The organism is Halomonas sp. A29 (genome assembly GCF_046723295.1).
GTDB lineage: Bacteria > Pseudomonadota > Gammaproteobacteria > Pseudomonadales > Halomonadaceae > Halomonas.
The window spans coordinates 206,912-225,025 of record NZ_JAXQPR010000004.1 but is presented as its reverse complement, the minus strand read 5'-3'; the positions used below and the strand labels follow the sequence as shown (position 1 = coordinate 225,025).

Genomic DNA, 18,114 nt, shown 5'->3' with positions numbered 1-18,114 from the left:
ATCAGGGAGACTCCGCGCGGTCGTCATGCTCGGTGGGGCTTGCCGCGGGCATGGCGATGACGCCAGCGCCGGGGGCGACGAAGCCGCCGCCCAGGGTGATCAGCCGGATCGTCTCGGGCAGCCCGGCAACGCGGGCCTCCGTGGCATCGGCGGCCACCAGGCTGATGGGGGTGCTCACCACGCGGTCGTCGTCATCCAGATGCTTGACCCGCAGCCGTCCTTCGTCGTCCAGCTCGAGCAGGGCGGGGGAGAGGCGATGCACTTCGCGCTCGGGCAGGGTAACCGCCAGGGTGGCGCTGGCGCCGGCCAGACGGCGGCGCTCCGGATTGTCGAAGACGGCTTCGACATAGAAGGAGCGCGTGGCTTCGTCGGCGCGACTGGCCACATGGGTCAGTTCACCGGAGAGGCGGCTGCCATCCAGCAGCCGGACTTCGGCGGGCAGGCCGGGGCGCAGGTCATGGGCATCCCGCTGAGCCACCCAGGCGCTGGCCTTCAGGCGGCGGTCATCGACCAGCCGGGCGAAGGTATCCCCGATTTGCAGCACGTCGCCAAGCTCCACGTCGAGTCGGTCAAGCACGCCGTCGAATGGGGCAGTGGGACGGGTTTCGTCAAGTGCCTGGCGTAGTTCGGCTACGTCCGCTGCGGCCACGCTGACGCTGCTCTGCAGGCGCAGTAGCTCGGGTTGAGAGATCAGGTCGCGCTGGCGCAGATTGTTGGCCCCGGCCAGCTCGGCCCGGGCCAGTTCGAGCTGATCCTCGGCCCGTTCCAACTGGGCCTCCAGCGCGTCGCGTGACAAGGCCAGAAGCGGCGTGCCGGCCTTGACTGCCGTGCCCTGGGCCACCGACAACTCGATGACGCGCCCGGCATGACGGCTGCGCAGCTCGACTTCGCGAAAGGCCTGCAGTTGCCCCTGGACCACCCGCCGAGGCATGTAGGACGTGGCCTGACTAATGCGATACTCGACCCGTGGCAGCGTCTCGCTGGGAGGTGCTTCGCCGCTGGGTGCCTGCTGCTGGAAGCGCTGGAAGTCGCCGAGCGCCAACCACAGCAGGAGGGCCAGCAGCACCAGGGCGGCCAACAGAACGGAAATGGGTGGGCGTTTCGACATGGGGCCTTCCCTGGATAAAAAGCTGCATTAGCATATTTAGGCACAGCATGATAGCGCATGTGCCGAAGGGTATCAGTCGCCACACACAGCTATTGTGAAGGGTTTCCCCTAACCAGAGGTCGGATTGAGTTTTGTGCGGTGCAGGCATAACATCTTCGCGGTCCGGATTCCGGCCAGGGCGGATATGCATCCGCCAGGCTTATCCTCAGGCGGCTCAACCGAAGGAGCAACGATGAAAGATCCCGTACGTATTGCCATTACCGGCGGTGCTGGCCAGATCAGCTACTCCCTTATCTTCCGTATCGCAGCAGGTGACATGCTGGGCCCGGATCAACCCGTCATTCTCCAGCTGCTCGAGATTCCCCAGGCAATGGATGCGCTGAACGGCGTGGTGATGGAAGTCAACGATTGCGCCTTCCCGCTGGTCCAGGACATCGTCGCCACCGACGACCCCAACGTCGCCTTCAAGGACGTCGACTTCGCCCTGTTGGTCGGTGCTCGTCCGCGCGGCCCCGGCATGGAGCGCAAGGATCTGCTGGAAGCCAACGCGGCGATCTTCTCCGTGCAGGGCAAGGCGCTCAACGATAATGCCAGCCGCAACGTGCGCGTACTGGTAGTGGGCAACCCGGCCAACACCAACGCCCTGATCGCTTCCTGCAACGCGCCGGACCTCAGCCCGCGCCAGTTCACCGCGATGACCCGCCTGGACCACAACCGTGCCCTGACCCAATTGGCGCAGAAGACCGGCAAGCGCGTCACCGATGTGGACAGCATGATCATCTGGGGCAACCACAGTGCTACCCAGTATCCCGATCTGGCCCACACCAAGGTGACCGGCAAGCCTGCCTTCGACCTGGTCGAGCGCGACTGGTACGAGAACGACTTCATCCCCACCGTGCAGCAGCGCGGCGCGGCGATCATCAAGGCCCGTGGTGCCTCTTCTGCCGCCTCCGCCGCTTCCTCTGCCATCGACCACATGCGCGACTGGGCGTTGGGTACCGATCAGGTGGTGAGCATGGCGATCCCCTCCGATGGCAGCTACGGCATCGAGGAAGGCATCATCTATTCCTATCCTGTGCGTTGCCAGAACGGCAACTACGAGATCGTCCAGGGGCTGGAGATCGACGAGTTCAGCCGCGCCAAGATGAAGGCCACGGAAGACGAGCTGCGGGAAGAGCGTGCCGCAGTCGAGCATCTACTGGGCTGACAAATGCCTGTGCGAGTGAATCGCCGCGCAGTGTAGTTGGCATGCAGTAAAGAAAAACCCCGAAAGCCCAGGCTTTCGGGGTTTTGCGTTTGCGGAGCAAGCTTGGTTCAGTCGCGCAGGCTCATGATCCGCCAGCCGCGCCGTTCGGCCTCTTCGCGCAGGGTGGGGTCGGGGTCGACTGCCACCGGATTTTCCACGAGTTGCAGCAGCGGCAGGTCGTTGTGGGAGTCGCTGTAGAACCAGGCGTCGTCCAGCGTGTAGTCCTTGTCGACCAGCCACTCCTCGAGCCGCCTCACCTTGCCTTCACGGTAGCTCGGCGTACCGCTGACGTTGCCGGTATAGCGTCCGTCACGCACTTCCGGTTCCACGGCGATCAGATGGTCCACGCCCAGTCGTTGGGCGATGGGGCCGGTAATGAAGCGGTTGGTGGCGGTAATGATCAGCAAGGTATCGCCCCGGCTGCGATGGCGTGCCAGCAGTTCCTCCCCCTTGGACAGGATGCTGGGCTCGATCTTGCTGGCCATGAACTGCTGGTGCCAGGCAGCGAGCTGCTCGGGACTGTTGTCGGCCAGCGGCTTGAGTGCCACGGCCAGGAAGGCATGGATATCCAGCGTTCCTGCCTCATAATCGGCCATGAAGCGATCGTTGGCTTCACGGTAGGCCTCGGCATCCACCGCGCCTTGTTCGAGCAGGAACTCGCCCCAGGCGTGGTCGCTGTCGAGGGAGAGCAGGGTGTTGTCCAGATCGAAGATGGCCAGACTCACGGCTTACCCCTTGCGATGTGGTGAGTTGTCGTAATGTCATGCTGCATTGCGTGAAAGCTGGCGATTATGTCAGACAAAGCTCCGTGCTGCTAAGTCCAGCGGCGCTTTTTCTCTCTCCCAGCGTCGGCAGGCGAGAGCATCATGCCTGAACCTTGTATTGATGCGCTTCGCGCCCTTGTGGAAGAATGCTATCAATGACGTATTTCACAAGGTGACGTCCGTGATCGACGCTGACGGCTTTCGCCCCAACGTTGGCATCATCATCGCCAACGCCAGAGGGCAGCTGCTTTGGGCGCGTCGGGTAGGACAGAATGCGTGGCAGTTTCCCCAGGGAGGCATCAAGTCAACCGAAACACCGCAGCAGGCGCTCTACCGTGAGCTGGAGGAGGAAATCGGTTTGACCGCCGATGACGTCGAGCTACTGGCCTGTACCCGGGGATGGCTGCGCTATCGCCTGCCAAGACGCATGGTGCGCATGAACTCCAGGCCGGTCTGTATCGGCCAGAAGCAGAAGTGGTTCCTGCTGCGGATTCGCTGCCAGGAGAACCGCATCTGCATGGATGGCTCGGAAAAACCCGAGTTCGATCATTGGCGCTGGGTCAGCTACTGGTATCCGCTGGGCCAGGTGGTGCCATTCAAGCGAGAGGTGTATCGCCGCGCGCTGAGCGAGCTTTCCCCGCGAGCGCAGCGGCTGGCCCTCGAAGGCCGCTGATAGAAGGCATCCGCTGATCGAAACGACAGCGGGTGGGCATGATATGAGGGGCAACGCAGGGCCCCCTTACGAAGCTTCGTCCTCCTCGGGTGACGGTGCTTGGTCTTGATTCCTCAGCCAGGCGAGGGAAGACAACAATGGAAAGCAAGACGCCGATGCTGGAGGTGCTGCGCCGGGTCATACAGGAGGTCAACGGAGCCCGCAATCTCGATGCGGCACTGGCGACCATGGTTCGCCGTATCCGCAAGGCCATGCACACCGACGTGTGTTCCTTCTATCTCCATGAGGGTGAAAGCCAGGAACTCGTCCTGATGGAGACCATCGGCCTACATAGTCAGGCGGTCGGCCACGTGAGCCTGCGAGTGGGCGAGGGCCTGGTCGGCCTGGTGGCCGAGCGTGAGGAACCGCTCAATCTCGAGGACGCCCCTTCACACCCACGCTTCCGCTACTTCGAAGCCACCGGCGAGGAGCGCTACTCCAGTTTCCTTGGCGTGCCAATCATCCATCAGCGCCGCATGCTCGGCGTTCTCGTCGTGCAGCAGGCGGAGAAGCGCCGCTACGACGAAGAAGATGAGGCCTTCCTCATCACCATGGGGGCACAGCTTGCCGGGGTGCTGGCTCATGCCCTGGCCACGGGTAGCCTCAGCCGGCCCGCCTTGCCGGGCGGCCAGGCACTGTTCACTGGCGTTGCCGCTTCTCCCGGCATGGCCATCGGTGAAGTGGTAGTGGTAGCGCCGCTGGCCGACCTGGACAGCGTTCCCGACCTGATCCCGACCGATGTCGAATACGAGATCGTGCGCCTCAAGGAGGCTATCGAGCGGGTGCGTGAGGAGATTCGCGCCGCGGGCGAGCGTCTGGCCAATCGTATCTCGGCTCAGGAACTGGCGCTGTTCGAGGTGTACCAGCAGATGCTCAGCGAGGCAGCGCTCTCCCAGGAAGTGGAGAAGCGCATTCGTGAGGGGCAGTGGGCGCCCGGTGCCCTGGCCGACGTGGTGCGGCGTCACGTGCAGTACCTGGAGCGGGTCGACGACGACTACCTGCGCGAACGAGCCGCCGATGTGCGCGACCTGGGCCGGCGGGTGCTGGCTCACCTCCAGGAGGAGACACCACAGATCCCCGGCAATTTCCCTGAGAACAGCATTCTGGTGGGAGACGAGATCAGCGTCGCCATGCTGGGCGAGGTGCCGAGGGAGCGGCTTGCCGGTCTGGTGTCGGTGCGTGGATCGAGTACTTCTCACGTGGCGATCGTTGCGCGCGCCATGGGGGTTCCCACCGTGCTGGGCATGGTCGACCTGCCGCTGCCGCGCCTCTCGGGTGCCGAGGTGGTACTTGACGGGCATCGTGGACGCCTGTTCGTGCGTCCCACCGATGAGCTCAAGGCCCGCTACCAGAGCCTGATCGCCGAAGAGGCGGCGCTGGTCGAAGTGCTCGAGCACGAGCAGGACCTGCCCAGCGAGACCCCGGATGGCCACGTCATGCCGCTGATGGTCAACACCGGCCTGGCCATCGATACCACGGTGTCGCTCAAGAAACGTATCAGTGGCGTGGGGCTGTATCGCACCGAAGTACCGTTCATGATCGCCGAGCGCTTTCCGGGCGAGCAGGAGCAGGCGCGACTCTATCGCGACCAGTTGGAAAGCTTTGCACCGCTGCCGGTGGTGATGCGCACGCTGGATATCGGCGGCGACAAGGACTTGCCCTACTTTCCCATAGAGGAGGCCAACCCCTTCCTCGGCTGGCGAGGCATCCGCGTCACCCTCGATCACCCCGAAGTGCTGATGGTGCAGCTGCGTGCCATGCTGCGCGCCTCCCAGGGACTCGACAACCTGCAGATCCTGCTGCCCATGGTGACCAACATCGATGAGGTCGACGATGCGCTGCGGCTGCTGGATCGCGCCATTCGTGAGCTGGGCGAGGAGGGCATCGTTGCGCCGCGGCCCAAGGTGGGTGTCATGCTGGAGGTGCCGGCCACGCTCTATCAGTTGGACGCCCTGGCCGAGCGTGTCGACTTCTTCTCGGTCGGCAGCAACGACCTGACCCAGTACCTGCTGGCGGTGGATCGCAACAATCCCCGGGTGGCGAGCCTCTACGATGCCTGTCACCCGGCCGTGCTGTGCGCCATGGCGCGCCTGGCCGAGGAGTCGGCTCGGCTGAAGAAGCCAATCTCGGTGTGCGGTGAGCTGGCCGGTGATCCTGCCGGGGCGCTGCTGCTGATGGGCATGGGCTTCGACTCGATCTCCATGAATGCTCCCAGTCTGCCGCGGGTCAGGGCTGCTATACGCCGGGTTTCCCTCGATGCCGCCAAGGCATTGGTGCGTGAAACCCTGGCCCTGAACACGCCAGCCGCGGTACGCAGCCATCTCTTCATGCGGCTGAGCGAATGGCAGCTGGCGCATCTGCTGCCGCCACGGGACTGAGCGTTACCTCATGTGCCTCGTCGCTTTCGATTTCCGTCCGGAAACGGCCGTGCCGCTGCGGCTGGTAGCCAATCGCGACGAGTTTTTCCAGCGTGCCACGGCACCGCTCGAAGCCTGGCAGGACGCGCCCGACATCGTTGGGGGGCGCGATCTCGAGGCCGGCGGCAGTTGGTTGGCGGTGCATCGTGGCGGACGCGTGGCCGCGGTCACCAACGTGCGCGACCCCGCACTCAAGGTATCGGCCGACGCCCCGAGTAGGGGGCACCTCGTTCGCGAGGCGCTTGAGTGTCCTGACCTGGCCGGGTGGCTGGCCAGGCTGGCCGCGAGCGATGGCTGGCGCTATGCCGGCTTCAATCTGTTGGCTGGTGACGGGCATCGGCTCTGGCATCTTCACCGCAGCCGGGAGCGGCTGCTGCTCTCGGAAGTGACTCCCGGCATTCACGGTCTATCGAACGCCAGTCTCGATACCCCCTGGCCCAAGCTGATTGCTGCACGGCAGGGGCTTGCGATGGCGCTGCGACGTCGCTGGCCGGAGGATGCCATGAGCGCGCTGTCCGACAGCTGTCCGGTCGACGATCACCATTTGCCGGACACCGGCGTCGGCCTGGAGCTGGAGCGACGCTTGTCGCCACCGTTCATCGTCGGCGAACAGTACGGTACCCGAGCCACGACCTGGCTGGAGTGGAACGACGACGCGGGTGTCATCGTGCTGGAGGAGCATCGTTACGGCCCCGGAGGAGCGGCGCTTGGCAAGACTCGGGAAAGAATTGCTCTAACTCGCATGCACTTACGTGACTCAAGCCGCCATGACAGGCGGGGCCCGTCGGCGTAAACTCACTGCCATATTGCCTGGCACAGGGACGCGAATGCCCGTGGGAACCCGCAAGGACCGCTTCTGGTCGTATCTGATCTGGCCGTTGCTCTGGCCGTTGCTGCTGGCCCAGGCGGCACTGGTATTGCTCTGCCTGGTGGTGGGGGTGGTGCTGTGGGTGGCCACGCCTGATCCGACCTCCTGGGCCGAGTCAGCCTGGTTGCTGCTGGCCTTGCTGATGGGCACTACCCTGACCGTTTCGGCCTTCCTCCTGCAGCTTCGACACAGCATGCATGAGTGTGAGAGCCAGATAGAATCCCGGCTCGGTCGCATCGAGCGGCTGCTGCAGGAAACCGAGCAGTTGCTACCGCGTTGGTTGGGGGCGTCCCGGCAGCCGTCGGATGACGAGGGCTCGGTCACGGGACGGCTCGAGAAACTGCATGACGGCGTGGTCGAGCTGCAGTCCAGGCTCGGGTTGGTGCCGAGCCTGGAGGCCCTCCTGACGACCAGCCAGCGCCCGGCCATGCTGCTCTACCACGGGCGAATCGTGGCTGCCAACCTGGCCATGGAGCAGCTTCTTGGCGAGAGCCAGGAGGCGCTGGAGGGGCAGGACCCAGCCACCCGTCTGATTGCCACCGAGGCGGCGGGAAGCAAGCCGGCCGAGGTGCAGGTGATGGGTGGCGATGGCCGCTGGCGCAGCTTCCAGGTGGAGTGGCTGGATGCGTCCCCCTACCAGCTGTTGCTCTTCGAACGCGCCAGTACGCATGAACTCGGGGGGTTGCTGGCTGCCCGTGAGCGTGCCCGTGAGGACTCGCGGCTGAAGTCGCGCTACCTGACGCTGTTGCAGCGCGAGCTCGAGCCGCTGCTCTCCGAGCTGGCCCAGGAGATGAAAGGCGCCAGCGAGCGCGTTGACCCGCACCGTCACGCACAGTTGAGAGAGCGCATCGCCGATATTCTGCTGCTGATCAGCAGCCTGGCGGGTGAGCAGGGCGAAGAGGCACTACGCGACATGCGGCTTTCTTCCGGCCAGGCTGGCCCGCTGCGGGTGCTGGTCGTCGACGATGGCCCGGTCAATCGCATGCTGGCAAGCCAGGTGCTGGAGCGACAGGGGTTGCGGGTCGACAGCGTTGCCAGCGGCCTGGAGGCGCTGGAACGACAGCAGCTGCATGCCTACGACCTGGTATTGATGGACATCTTCATGCCGGAGTTGGACGGCGTCGAAACCGCCCGGCGCTGGCGCGAACAGGAAGCGCAGCTGCCCGACGCCGGGCGCAGCATACTGGTGGCCTTGACGGCCAATGCCACCGAAAGCGACCGACACCGCTTTCACGATGTCGGCATGGATGACTACCTGGCCAAGCCCTACGGTCCACGGGAGCTGATCGAGCTCCTGCAGCGTTGGCGACCCGACGCGTTCGAGGGTTCTCCAACGACATGACGGTAGTGCTCACGCTTGTCGGCGTCACCAGGTTCGTGATGTGGCCCGCTTTCCTCGGCATCGTTCTCGCCAGCGTGCCGTTTGCCAGGTTGGGCGTTCGCCTGGCCCACATTCTCTCGACCCGCATGCTGCGGCTCGCCTTTGCTGCGCTGCTGCTGGTCGTGGGACTCCGTTCCCTGTTCTGAGGTCATCATGGATTATCCCGATATCGATCCTGTCGCCATCTCCCTCGGCCCCTTCCAGGTTCACTGGTATGGCTTGATGTACGTCGTCGGCTTCGTCGGCGCCTGGTGGCTCGGCCGGCTGCGGGCCGAGCGCTTCGGCTTGACCCGTGACGACGTCGGCGACCTGCTGTTCTACACCGCCATCGGCGTGGTGGCAGGTGGTCGCCTGGGTTATGCGCTGTTCTACGGCCTGGGCCAGTGGGCTGCCGACCCGCTGTGGGTGTTTCGCGTGTGGGATGGCGGCATGAGCTTCCATGGCGGCCTGATCGGTGTGCTGCTGGCGGCGCTGTGGTTTGCGCGCAAGAAGGGCATGGCCTTCTTCACGCTGACCGACTTCTTCGCTCCCATGGTGCCGATCGGCCTGGGCGCTGGGCGCATCGGCAACTTCATCAACCGTGAACTGCCGGGGCGGGTTACCGAGTTGCCCTGGGGCATGCCGTTTCCCGGCATGGGGCCGGAGCTTCGTCATCCCACGTCGCTCTACGAGGCCTTTCTCGAAGGTCTCGTATTGTTCGTCATCCTTTGGTGGGTGTCGGCCAGGCCGTGTCGGCGCGGGCTGGTTTCCGGCCTGTTCCTGCTGCTCTACGGCGTGTTCCGCTTCATGGTGGAGTTCTTCCGCCTGCCGGATGCCCACATCGGCTATCTTGCCTTCGGCTGGTTCACCATGGGCATGCTGCTGACACTGCCGATGATCGCCTTCGGCCTGCTGCTGATCGCCTGGTCGCGTCGCCAGCCGGTGGATGAAGTGCGGGTCACGCAGTGAAACCGAACGGGAGTAGGACGCCAGGCCGAGAGGCGATAGACTCTCGGCCTATCGAACATTCCATGCAGAGTCCGTCAACGATGCCAGATGACAATGCCCAGCCCGCTCTCGAGCAACCCTACCTGGACCTGATGCAGCAGGTGCTCGAGCAGGGCGTTGATGGTGCTGACCGCACCGGGGTCGGTACGCGCTCGATCTTCGGCCACCAGATGCGCTTCGACCTCTCCCGCGGCTTCCCGCTGGTGACCACCAAGAAGCTGCACCTGCGCTCGATCATTCACGAACTGCTGTGGTTCCTGCGTGGCGATACCAACGTCGCCTATCTCAAGGAGAACGGGGTCAGCATCTGGGACGAGTGGGCCGACGAGAACGGCGACCTCGGACCCGTCTACGGCTACCAGTGGCGCAGCTGGCCCGATCCCCGTGGCGGCCATGTCGACCAGATCGCCAAGCTGCTGGAGCAGATCCGCACCAACCCGCGTTCGCGGCGGCTGATCGTCTCGGCCTGGAACCCGGCGCTGGTCGACGAGATGGCCTTGCCGCCGTGCCATTGCCTGTTCCAGTTCTACGTGGCCGAAGGGCGCCTCTCCTGCCAGCTCTACCAGCGCAGTGCCGATATCTTCCTCGGCGTGCCGTTCAATATCGCCAGCTATGCGCTGCTGACCCAGATGATTGCTCAAGTCTCGGGACTCGAACCGGGCGATTTCGTGCACACCCTGGGCGACGCGCATCTCTACCTCAACCATCTGGAGCAGGCCGAGTTGCAGCTGTCGCGCACGCCGCGTGCAGCGCCCAGGCTGGTGCTCGATGCCGGCGTTGACTCCCTGTTCGATTTCCGCTTCGAGCACATCGCCATCGAAGGCTACGACCCCCACCCCCATATCAAGGCCGAGGTTGCGGTATGACGGACGAGACCCTGGTGCCGGTGGCGATGATCGCCGCGGTGGCGCGCAACGGCGTGATCGGCGTCGACAACAAGCTGCCCTGGCATTTGCCCGAAGATCTCAAGTTCTTCAAGCGCATGACCCAGGCCAAGCCGCTGATCATGGGGCGCAAGACTTTTGCCTCTATCGGCCGGCCGTTGCCGGGCCGGCTCAATATCGTGGTGACCCGGGACGAAACCTTTCAGCACGATGGTGTGCGGGTCTGTCACGATCTGGAGTCGGCGCTGTTCCTGGCCGACCAGCAGGCCACCATCGACGCCGCCGAGGAGATCATGGTGATGGGCGGCGGCGAGATCTACGCCCAGGCGCTTTCCCATGCCAGCCGTATCTACCTGACCGAGGTGGATGTCGACGTGGAGGGCGACGCCCGTTTTCCCGAGCTGGACGAGAGCGAGTGGCAAGAAGTGCAGCGGGTGCCGGGTTCGCCCCACCCGGGCCAGCCGGACTATAGCTTCGTACAATACGAGCGCCGTTGAACTGCACATTGTCAGCGCCGCGCTTGTGGCACACACTTGCTGGATCATGGAAGCTTGCCCAACCGATGTCCGTCGCTGTGTCGTCAACGTGAGCCTGCCAGGAGGATGCTGGTTTTGATTGAACAAAGTTCACGTCATCTATTCAGTGCTCTGGAGGCTCGCGCCGCCGATGCGCTCGAGAAACTGCACGGCTTCCGCACGCAGATAGAGCAGTTGGAGGCCCGGCTGGCCGAAGCCGAAGCGGCGAAGCAGGAGCTGGAGGCGGCCCGTCTCGAGCTGATGGAGGAGAACCGCGAGCTCGACGAGCAGAATCGCGAACTCGAAGAGGACAACGCACGCCTGCGCGAGCGGCTGCGAAAGGGCGAGCCGGCGCCCGTCTTCCCCGGCCCGGGGCGCCGTGCCCAAGGGCTCGCGGCGCTGATGGGCCAGCGCCCGCGTGAGGATTCAAAGGCGGTTGCCGAAGCCGATGCAGGCGATCGGGCCGAGCGAGGGCAGGTGCCTGCCTCGGCAGCGATGACTGCTGAACCCTCGCCCCAGCCCGAAGCATTGCAAGAGCAAGTGCAAGTGGCAGAGCAGAAGCAGGGCGAAGAAGCTTCGGCAGCCCAGGATGAACGCCAGGGCCACCTTGCCATCGAACAGGCGCCTTCCGCCGATGCGTTGCTGACGCAGTGGTACCAGCGCTACCCCAATACCTTCTTCAAGGGCCATACCCGGCCGCTCAAGGTGGGCATCCATCAAGACCTCGCCGCCCGCGAGCCCTGGCCCGAGAAGCTGGTGCGCCGGGCCCTGGCGGGCTACGTCAACCTGCCGCGCTATCTCAAGGCCGTGCGTGAAGGCGCCGAGCGCATCGACCTCGACGGCCAGCCTGCCGGCAGCGTCGATACCCAGGCCGCCGAACACGCCAAGCGCAAGCTGGAACGCCTGCAGAGCGAGCGGCGTGAGAGTGGCCGCACGGCAAGCGGCACGCCACGGCGTAATGGGGTCAATAGCGGCAACGGCGCCGAAGGCCAGTCGCGCAAGGCCAAACCCAGGTCGCCGACGCGTAGCGCCAAGCCCGCCCCGGCGTCACGCGAGGAGCCGGCCGAGACGCCAGCCACCCAGGCCGACCCCGAGGCGCGCCTGGAGGCCAAACTCTCCGCCCTGCTGGCCAAGCACAATGGCCAGGCGAAAGGGCCTTGAGGGTGTTCCAACCTAAGCGTTAAAGGACAGCCTTGCCTCTTATCCATCAGCGGGGCATGATGTGCGGGCTCATCGCTGCCAGGCATACTGACTGCCAGTGTCTGCAGCACGCGGCCCAGGGGGCGGGAGCGCCCGGGACCGCATCAGCAGGGAAAAGTTCCGCTGGGGAGGCGGGCATCGAAGGAAAACAGTGTTTTTTCTTATTGCGTTCCCATTTTTCCCGGTATAGAGTTCTACCTGCGAGCATTGGACTATAACAAGGCTTCGCTGAGGTCATGACCGGCCCTGGCGCTTCCTGAGAAGGAACCGAGCCACGTACGGCGGGACCCATGCCCGGCAAGCTACCTGCACCGATCACCGATCTGTGTAGTAACGATCGAAACAGTAAGCTAGTGAAAGGAACTATCGCGATGAAAAAGACACTGTTAGCGACTGCCATTGCCGGTGCCATGGTTTACGGCGCCACTGCAGCACAAGCCGCCACCGTTTACGACCAGGACGGCACTCGTCTGGACCTCTACGGCCGTCTCGCCCTGGGTATCGCCGGTGGCGGCCCGGAATATGACGACAATGGCAACTTCCAGCGTAACAGCGCTGAATTTATTGATGTCTACTCCCGTCTGGGCCTGCGTGGCCAGCAGCAGATTTCTTCTGATCTGACCGCCTTCGCTCACCTCGAGTGGCGTTTCCGTGGCGATGAGCAGCGTTCTGGTCAAGCCTTCCATCAGACTCGTCAGAGCTACCTGGGGCTGCGCAGTGCCACCATTGGTACCTTCCAGGCTGGTAACTTCGACTCCTTCTACAAGGATGTCGTCAGTGCACCGTTCGACGTCTATATCGACCAGGGCCTTGAGTTCCAGGGGCACCCGGTCCAGTCCCGCGGTGACTCCATCGGCTACATTACGCCGAACCTGAGCGGCTTCCAGGCCTACCTGCAAGCCAAGCACTACAGCAGCCGCGGCACTGACCCGTCTCAGCCTGGCCAGGAAGAGAACAGCGAAATCGCCACCCAAGGTGGTGTGAAGTACGAACTTGAGGGTCTTCGTCTGGCGCTGGGTTACATCGATGACCGCGATGGCCGTGCTAATGGCACCGGTGAGATGATCTGGGGTGCAACCGCTTCTTACGCCTTCAACGACAACTTCTCCGCACGTCTGGGCTACGAAACTCGTAGCAACAACGATGATCTGGATGAAGATGGCGATGAGATCGGCGGTGGCTTCAAGACTTGGGGTCTGGGTGGTACTTACGCCGTGGGTCAGTGGGCCTTCAACGCTGACGTCTACCGCGTACGTCCGGATAACGAGGACAACCGCACTGCCTGGGCTCTTGGCTCGTACTACAAAGTTTCCAGCAACTTCGACGTCTTTGCTGAACTGTACCAGGCGGACCAGGCTGAAATTACTTTCAGCACTGACGATGGTGTCAGAACCGCTGATGGCGACGACCTGTACTACCTGGTTGGCGCTCGCTACCACTTCTAATCGTTCTGCCTTCGGGCAAGCGATCAATAGAAGACACGTCGCTTCCAGCGACGAAAGAACCGGCCCTTCGGGGCCGGTTTTCTTTTTCCTGCCATTCAGCAATGCCTTTCCTCACTCTTGATGCAAGTCAACAAAGGTTTCGTTTCGTTACCGCGAGCGACGCCCGGGCGGGACAGCCGCAACGGAGCGGGTCAGAATCGAAGCCTGACGATTCGTCAACGAGGAGAGGAGTGCGCTGATGAAGCCCCAGCCCCTGTTGCGGCCTTCGGCCGGCGCGGCCCGCTGCAAGCGCTGTGCTCTGCATACCCGCTGCCTACCGCTGGGGCTCGAGCACGATGCGCTGCAATCCTTCGATACCATCCTCAAGCTGCCGCAGGCTCTCAAGCGCGGCGAGGCTTTGGTGCGCCAGGGCGGGCGCTTCACCAGCCTCTATGTGGTGCGCTCCGGTAGCCTGAAGCAGAGTGTGGATTCCCAGGCCGGCCAGCGCGGGCAGGTGATGAACTTCTACCTGCCAGGTGAGATCGTCGGCCTGGATGGCATCGGCGAGCCGCGCTACCACAGCAGCGTGGTGGCGCTGGAATCGACCTTCGTCTGCGAGTTGCCGTTCACCCGACTGGAGGACCTTGCCGAGCAGTTGCCAGGTCTGCGCGGGCAGCTCTACCGCTGCATGAGCCGCAAGCTGCGCAACGACCAGCGCACGCTGTGCCTGCTCTCGGGGCGTACCGCCGACCAGCGCCTGGCCAGCTTCCTGCTGGGGCTCTCCGAGCGTTTTCGCAGCCGCGGCTACTCACCCCATTGCTTCCATCTTTCCATGTCCCGCTCCGATATCGCCAGCTACCTGGGCCTCGCGCTGGAGACCGTCAGCCGGGTACTAGCGCGCTTCCAGGAGCAGGGCGTACTCAGCGTGAGCGGCCGCGAACTGACTATTCACGACCGGGAAGCGCTCTTGTCTCTGGCAGAAGAGGGCATGAGGCCCTAAGAGGGATTAAACCTTTCCTTTCGCCTGCCGATATCTAATGTTGACACGCCTGCTTCGGGGATGGGTCGTTTTACATTCGGCTGTCCAAAGGAGTGTGCGCACGATATGTCTCACAAGACGCTGGATATCGCCAGGGACACCACGCTCTACATGGCGGCCGCCGTGCTCATCCTGATGGGGGGCGCGGGACTTCTTACCTACTGGCTGGAAATCGTTTACCCCTTGCGTAGCGTACTGCTGCCCGACAATGCGCTGGCCGTGCTGATGGTCGGTATCGGCCTGCTGGCCCTTATGGTGCGCTGGTCGGTGCTGCGTCGCTTTGCCGGTCTCATTCTGCTTGTTCATGTCACCTACCTGTTGTTGCACAACATCCTCGCAGGAGGCCGGGAAGTCGGGGTCTCCTGGCTGACTGGCGATGTGAGAATGGGCTCCCTCGCGTCAGCGATGCTGTTGCTGGTGGCTCTTTGCCTGCTGCTCGGAGTGGGCAGGCGCCGTTCGAGCTGGCTGTGGGCCGGCGTAGGCATACTGTTGTTGAGCAGCAGTCTTTTGGCACTGCTCAGGCTCTTCCTGCCGGGTGGTGAGGTGGCATGGACGCTGAACAACGCCTCTTCGCCCTTGCTGGGAACCGTGCTGGCCATGGTGCTGGGTGTTTCGATGTTGCTGATGGCGGTAGGTGTCGATCGCCCGCAGCCGCGAATGGGGCGGCCGGCGCTGGCGTGTGGTCTCTTTGGCGTCCTGCTGAGCTGTTCGGTTTGGTACCTGTTGAATTGGGAATACCAGGAAGAGAAGCAGCGACAAGCCAGCCATTTGCTCGACAACTTGCAGTACAACGCCGAACAGATGATGTCTGCACAGCTCCTGCTCGCTCAGTATATGGCCGAGCGCCTGGACTCCCCGGAGACGTGGTCCGATGCAGCGATGCGCACCCGTCATGTCGAACACTACTTCCGCGACTCTCCCGCCATGCAGGCCCTTGTCATGCTGGATCGGGGGGCATGGACCTGGGAGTACGCTCGCAATGCGTCAGCTGGCCGCTGGCTGGAGGCGCAGTTGGCCGACCCCCAGGTCGAGAGGAGGCTGCAGTTCGACTTTTCCCAGCCATGGATGATGCTGGCCGATCGCGAGCAGCGTCATAGGGCGCTAGTGATGATACCGTTGCCGGTGGCTGGTCATCGGCTGGTGGGGAGCATCGACCTTGTCGTACTGCTGAAAGAAGAGCTTCGCGTTCAGTTGGGGGCCTCCATGATCCGTGTGCTGCAGAGCGGCAGCCCCCTGCTTGAGATTCGGGCGCCCGGACGTGTGGCTAGCGAATCGAGTTACCCGCTGGTAGCGAAGCGACATATCGGTTTGCCGGGTGGGCTCGGGCTGACACTGGAGGTCTATCCCGATTCGGTTGATGAGATGCTCAAGGCCGGGTTGATACCCGGCGGGGTGGCTCTTGCAGGATTGATGTTGAGCTATCTCATGGCGTTCAGTCTGGGGCTGGCCCATCAGCGGCATCAGGACAGACGTACGCTGTGGGAGAGCGAGCAACGCTACCGCTCACTCTTTGCCTACAACCCCGATGCGGTCTTCTCCGTCGACCCCAAGGGGACTTTCGCTACGGCCAATCCTACCTTCGGTGCCATCACGGGCCTGCCCGTGGGCCAGATCATCGGCATGCACTTCTCTCAGCTCATACTCCCCGGCGAGGCCGAGCGCATCCAACAGTATATCGATGCGTCCCTCAAGGGGGGTGCACAGCGCTATGAGGTCCCCATCGTCAACCGGTCCGGTGAGCTTCGACTGCTCTACGTCACTCAGTTACCGATCCTGGTAGACGGGGTCGCCCAGGGTGTCTTTGGTATCGCCAAGGATGTTACCGAGCAGAACAGGAACGAAACTCGCCTGCGTGTGCTGGAGCGAAGCGTTCAGGCCAATATCAACGGCATCGTGATCACCGATGCCATCGAGAACGACTTCCCCATCACCTATGTGAACGAGGCTTTCCTGGCCCTGACGGGCTACCGGGAGGAGGAGCTCCTCGGCCGCAACTGTCGTCTTCTGCAAGGAAAAGATACGGATCCCGAAAAGGTGGCATGGCTACGTCGTCGTTTGGCCGAGCAACGCGATTGTCATGTCACGCTACGCAATTATCGCAAGGATGGCAGCGCCTTCTGGAATGCGCTCTACGTGGCACCGGTACCCGACGGCGAAGGACGCGTAACACACTTCGTCGGCATGCTGCGCGACGTGTCCGAACGGTTGGCCTACGAGGAGCACCTTGCCCATAGTGCCAGTCACGATGCCTTGACCGGCTTGGCCAACCGAGCACTTCTGGAAGAACGCCTGATCCACTACTTCGGCTTGTCGCAGCGCCAGGGTCGGAACATGGCCGTGCTTTTCGTGGACCTGGATGACTTCAAGCCGATCAACGACAGCCTGGGCCACGCCATTGGCGACAAAGTGCTGATTGAAGTGGCTTGCCGATTGTCCAGTGCCATGCGTCCCGGTGATACCCTGGGTCGATTGGGTGGCGATGAGTTCGTGGTACTGATGCCCGACGCCACGCAGGAGGAGCAGGCGAAAATGGCAGAGAGCCTGCTACGGCTCGTCGCTCACCCCTATGGCATCGATCACCACGAGCTCCACCTGTCGGCCAGTATCGGTATTGCCATCAGTAGCGATACCATCGACCAGCCCATGGAACTGATCCAGCAGGCCGATATGGCCATGTACATGGCCAAGCAGCAGGGACGTAACGCCTATCAGTGGTTCACCTGTGATATCACCACCCGCGTCAATGAGCGCCTGGCGATGCGGAATGAACTCCAGGATGCCATCGATGGGCAGCGTCTCGAGCTTTACTACCAGCCGCTATTCGACCAGGCGGGTGAGATCACTAGCGTGGAGGCCCTGTTGCGCTGGAACCATCCTGCAAGAGGCTTCGTCTCGCCGGGCGAATTCATCCCCTTGGCCGAGGAAACTGGCCAGATCATGCCGATCAGCCGCTGGGTGCTCGAACGTGCCTGTCTCGACATGGGCTTGCTCGATGCGTGTGGTCTTGGTGGGTTCAAGGTGGCGGTCAATCTCTCGCCCTTGCAGTTCCACCGCGCCGGATTCCTGGACACGCTGCAGGAAACCCTTGCCAACACTCAGTTGCCGGCCACCCGACTGGAGCTGGAACTGACCGAAGGCGTGCTATTGAAGGATGCGCAGGACGCGGTCGATATCCTTCATGCCTTGCGCAGAATGGGGGTCGACGTCTCCATCGATGACTTCGGCACCGGCTTTTCCAGCTTGAACTACCTGAAGCAACTTCCCATCAGCAAGGTGAAGATCGATCGCAGCTTCATCAGGGAAGTGACGCATAGCGTAGATGACGCATCCATCGTGCAGGCGATTATCTCCATGGCCCATCACTTGGGCCTGACCGTTGTGGCCGAAGGCGTTGAAACCGAGCAGCAACACAGCCTATTGAAGAGGTACGGCTGTGAGCAATTCCAGGGATTCCTGCTTGCACGACCCATGCCGCTCGATCAGCTCGAGCTGTCGCTGAGAGCGGGCAGGGCGCTGACTACTGGTATGGATGATCGTAGCTGAGGCGCAGCCAGGTCGGTGTATCGTCT

At 63.1% G+C, this 18,114-nt stretch carries 15 protein-coding genes; 13 read left to right on the top strand and 2 right to left on the bottom strand.

The genetic code is table 11. From position 1 onward, the window contains the following. Position 1: 1 nt before the first annotated feature. Positions 2-1,108: an efflux RND transporter periplasmic adaptor subunit gene (locus SPH52_RS09360; RefSeq protein WP_411794748.1), complete on the bottom strand. Its 1,107-nt coding sequence runs from the start codon at positions 1,106-1,108 to the stop codon at positions 2-4. Between the two features lie 232 nt (positions 1,109-1,340). Between SPH52_RS09360 and SPH52_RS09355 the strand changes: the two genes are divergently transcribed. Next, complete coding sequence (locus SPH52_RS09355; protein WP_411794747.1) at positions 1,341-2,315, top strand: malate dehydrogenase; 975 nt, start codon at positions 1,341-1,343, stop codon at positions 2,313-2,315. Positions 2,316-2,422: 107 nt separating this feature from the next. Here SPH52_RS09355 and SPH52_RS09350 read toward each other — a convergent pair whose 3' ends face one another. Further along, the gene (locus SPH52_RS09350) at positions 2,423-3,079 is read right to left on the bottom strand and encodes an HAD family hydrolase (RefSeq protein WP_411794746.1); all 657 of its coding nucleotides are present in this window, start codon (positions 3,077-3,079) and stop codon (positions 2,423-2,425) included. Positions 3,080-3,299: 220 nt separating this feature from the next. Between SPH52_RS09350 and SPH52_RS09345 the strand changes: the two genes are divergently transcribed. The 12 genes from SPH52_RS09345 to SPH52_RS09290 all read left to right on the top strand — a co-directional run bounded on the left by SPH52_RS09345 (position 3,300) and on the right by SPH52_RS09290 (position 18,088). Next, positions 3,300-3,791 carry an RNA pyrophosphohydrolase gene (locus SPH52_RS09345; protein WP_411794745.1) on the top strand — a complete coding sequence of 164 codons (492 nt, stop codon included), beginning with the start codon at positions 3,300-3,302 and terminating at the stop codon, positions 3,789-3,791. Between the two features lie 155 nt (positions 3,792-3,946). Beyond that, on the top strand, positions 3,947-6,208 hold the full coding sequence (ptsP, locus tag SPH52_RS09340; protein ID WP_411794946.1) for a phosphoenolpyruvate--protein phosphotransferase: 2,262 nt from the start codon (positions 3,947-3,949) through the stop codon (positions 6,206-6,208). A gap of 10 nt (positions 6,209-6,218) precedes the next feature. Then, on the top strand, positions 6,219-7,040 hold the full coding sequence (locus tag SPH52_RS09335) for an NRDE family protein (RefSeq protein WP_411794744.1): 822 nt from the start codon (positions 6,219-6,221) through the stop codon (positions 7,038-7,040). Positions 7,041-7,074: 34 nt separating this feature from the next. After that, on the top strand, positions 7,075-8,457 hold the full coding sequence (locus SPH52_RS09330) for a response regulator (protein ID WP_411794743.1): 1,383 nt from the start codon (positions 7,075-7,077) through the stop codon (positions 8,455-8,457). Then, positions 8,454-8,642: a hypothetical protein gene (locus SPH52_RS09325; RefSeq protein ID WP_411794742.1), complete on the top strand. Its 189-nt coding sequence runs from the start codon at positions 8,454-8,456 to the stop codon at positions 8,640-8,642. The genes SPH52_RS09330 and SPH52_RS09325 overlap by 4 nt, the downstream gene beginning before the upstream one ends. A 4-nt stretch (positions 8,643-8,646) precedes the next feature. Then, entirely contained in the window at positions 8,647-9,444 is a 798-nt protein-coding gene (lgt, locus tag SPH52_RS09320) for a prolipoprotein diacylglyceryl transferase (RefSeq protein WP_411794945.1), read from the top strand. Positions 9,445-9,524: 80 nt separating this feature from the next. Further along, on the top strand, positions 9,525-10,349 hold the full coding sequence (locus SPH52_RS09315; RefSeq protein ID WP_411794741.1) for a thymidylate synthase: 825 nt from the start codon (positions 9,525-9,527) through the stop codon (positions 10,347-10,349). Then, entirely contained in the window at positions 10,346-10,864 is a 519-nt protein-coding gene (locus SPH52_RS09310) for a dihydrofolate reductase (RefSeq protein ID WP_411794740.1), read from the top strand. The genes SPH52_RS09315 and SPH52_RS09310 overlap by 4 nt, the downstream gene beginning before the upstream one ends. A 114-nt stretch (positions 10,865-10,978) precedes the next feature. Next, positions 10,979-12,043, top strand: a complete 1,065-nt coding sequence (locus SPH52_RS09305) for a ProQ/FINO family protein (RefSeq protein WP_411794739.1) — start codon at positions 10,979-10,981, stop codon at positions 12,041-12,043. 410 nt (positions 12,044-12,453) lie between these two features. Further along, positions 12,454-13,527, top strand: a complete 1,074-nt coding sequence (locus SPH52_RS09300; RefSeq protein ID WP_411794738.1) for a porin — start codon at positions 12,454-12,456, stop codon at positions 13,525-13,527. A gap of 238 nt (positions 13,528-13,765) precedes the next feature. Then, complete coding sequence (locus SPH52_RS09295) at positions 13,766-14,506, top strand: helix-turn-helix domain-containing protein (RefSeq protein ID WP_411794737.1); 741 nt, start codon at positions 13,766-13,768, stop codon at positions 14,504-14,506. Between the two features lie 105 nt (positions 14,507-14,611). Beyond that, positions 14,612-18,088 carry an EAL domain-containing protein gene (locus SPH52_RS09290; RefSeq protein ID WP_411794736.1) on the top strand — a complete coding sequence of 1,159 codons (3,477 nt, stop codon included), beginning with the start codon at positions 14,612-14,614 and terminating at the stop codon, positions 18,086-18,088. Positions 18,089-18,114 lie beyond the last annotated feature (26 nt).

Excerpts from the sequence above, each read along its gene's own strand:
- SPH52_RS09360 (WP_411794748.1), bottom strand. The coding sequence starts at position 1,108 with ATGTCGAAACGCCCACCCATTTCCGTTCTGTTGGCCGCCCTGGTGCTG.
- SPH52_RS09355 (WP_411794747.1), top strand. The coding sequence starts at position 1,341 with ATGAAAGATCCCGTACGTATTGCCATTACCGGCGGTGCTGGCCAGATC.
- ptsP (WP_411794946.1), top strand. The coding sequence starts at position 3,947 with ATGCTGGAGGTGCTGCGCCGGGTCATACAGGAGGTCAACGGAGCCCGC.
- SPH52_RS09335 (WP_411794744.1), top strand. The coding sequence starts at position 6,219 with ATGTGCCTCGTCGCTTTCGATTTCCGTCCGGAAACGGCCGTGCCGCTG.
- SPH52_RS09330 (WP_411794743.1), top strand. The coding sequence starts at position 7,075 with ATGCCCGTGGGAACCCGCAAGGACCGCTTCTGGTCGTATCTGATCTGG.
- SPH52_RS09325 (WP_411794742.1), top strand. The coding sequence starts at position 8,454 with ATGACGGTAGTGCTCACGCTTGTCGGCGTCACCAGGTTCGTGATGTGG.
- SPH52_RS09315 (WP_411794741.1), top strand. The coding sequence starts at position 9,525 with ATGCCAGATGACAATGCCCAGCCCGCTCTCGAGCAACCCTACCTGGAC.
- SPH52_RS09310 (WP_411794740.1), top strand. The coding sequence starts at position 10,346 with ATGACGGACGAGACCCTGGTGCCGGTGGCGATGATCGCCGCGGTGGCG.
- SPH52_RS09300 (WP_411794738.1), top strand. The coding sequence starts at position 12,454 with ATGAAAAAGACACTGTTAGCGACTGCCATTGCCGGTGCCATGGTTTAC.
- SPH52_RS09295 (WP_411794737.1), top strand. The coding sequence starts at position 13,766 with ATGAAGCCCCAGCCCCTGTTGCGGCCTTCGGCCGGCGCGGCCCGCTGC.
- SPH52_RS09290 (WP_411794736.1), top strand. The coding sequence starts at position 14,612 with ATGTCTCACAAGACGCTGGATATCGCCAGGGACACCACGCTCTACATG.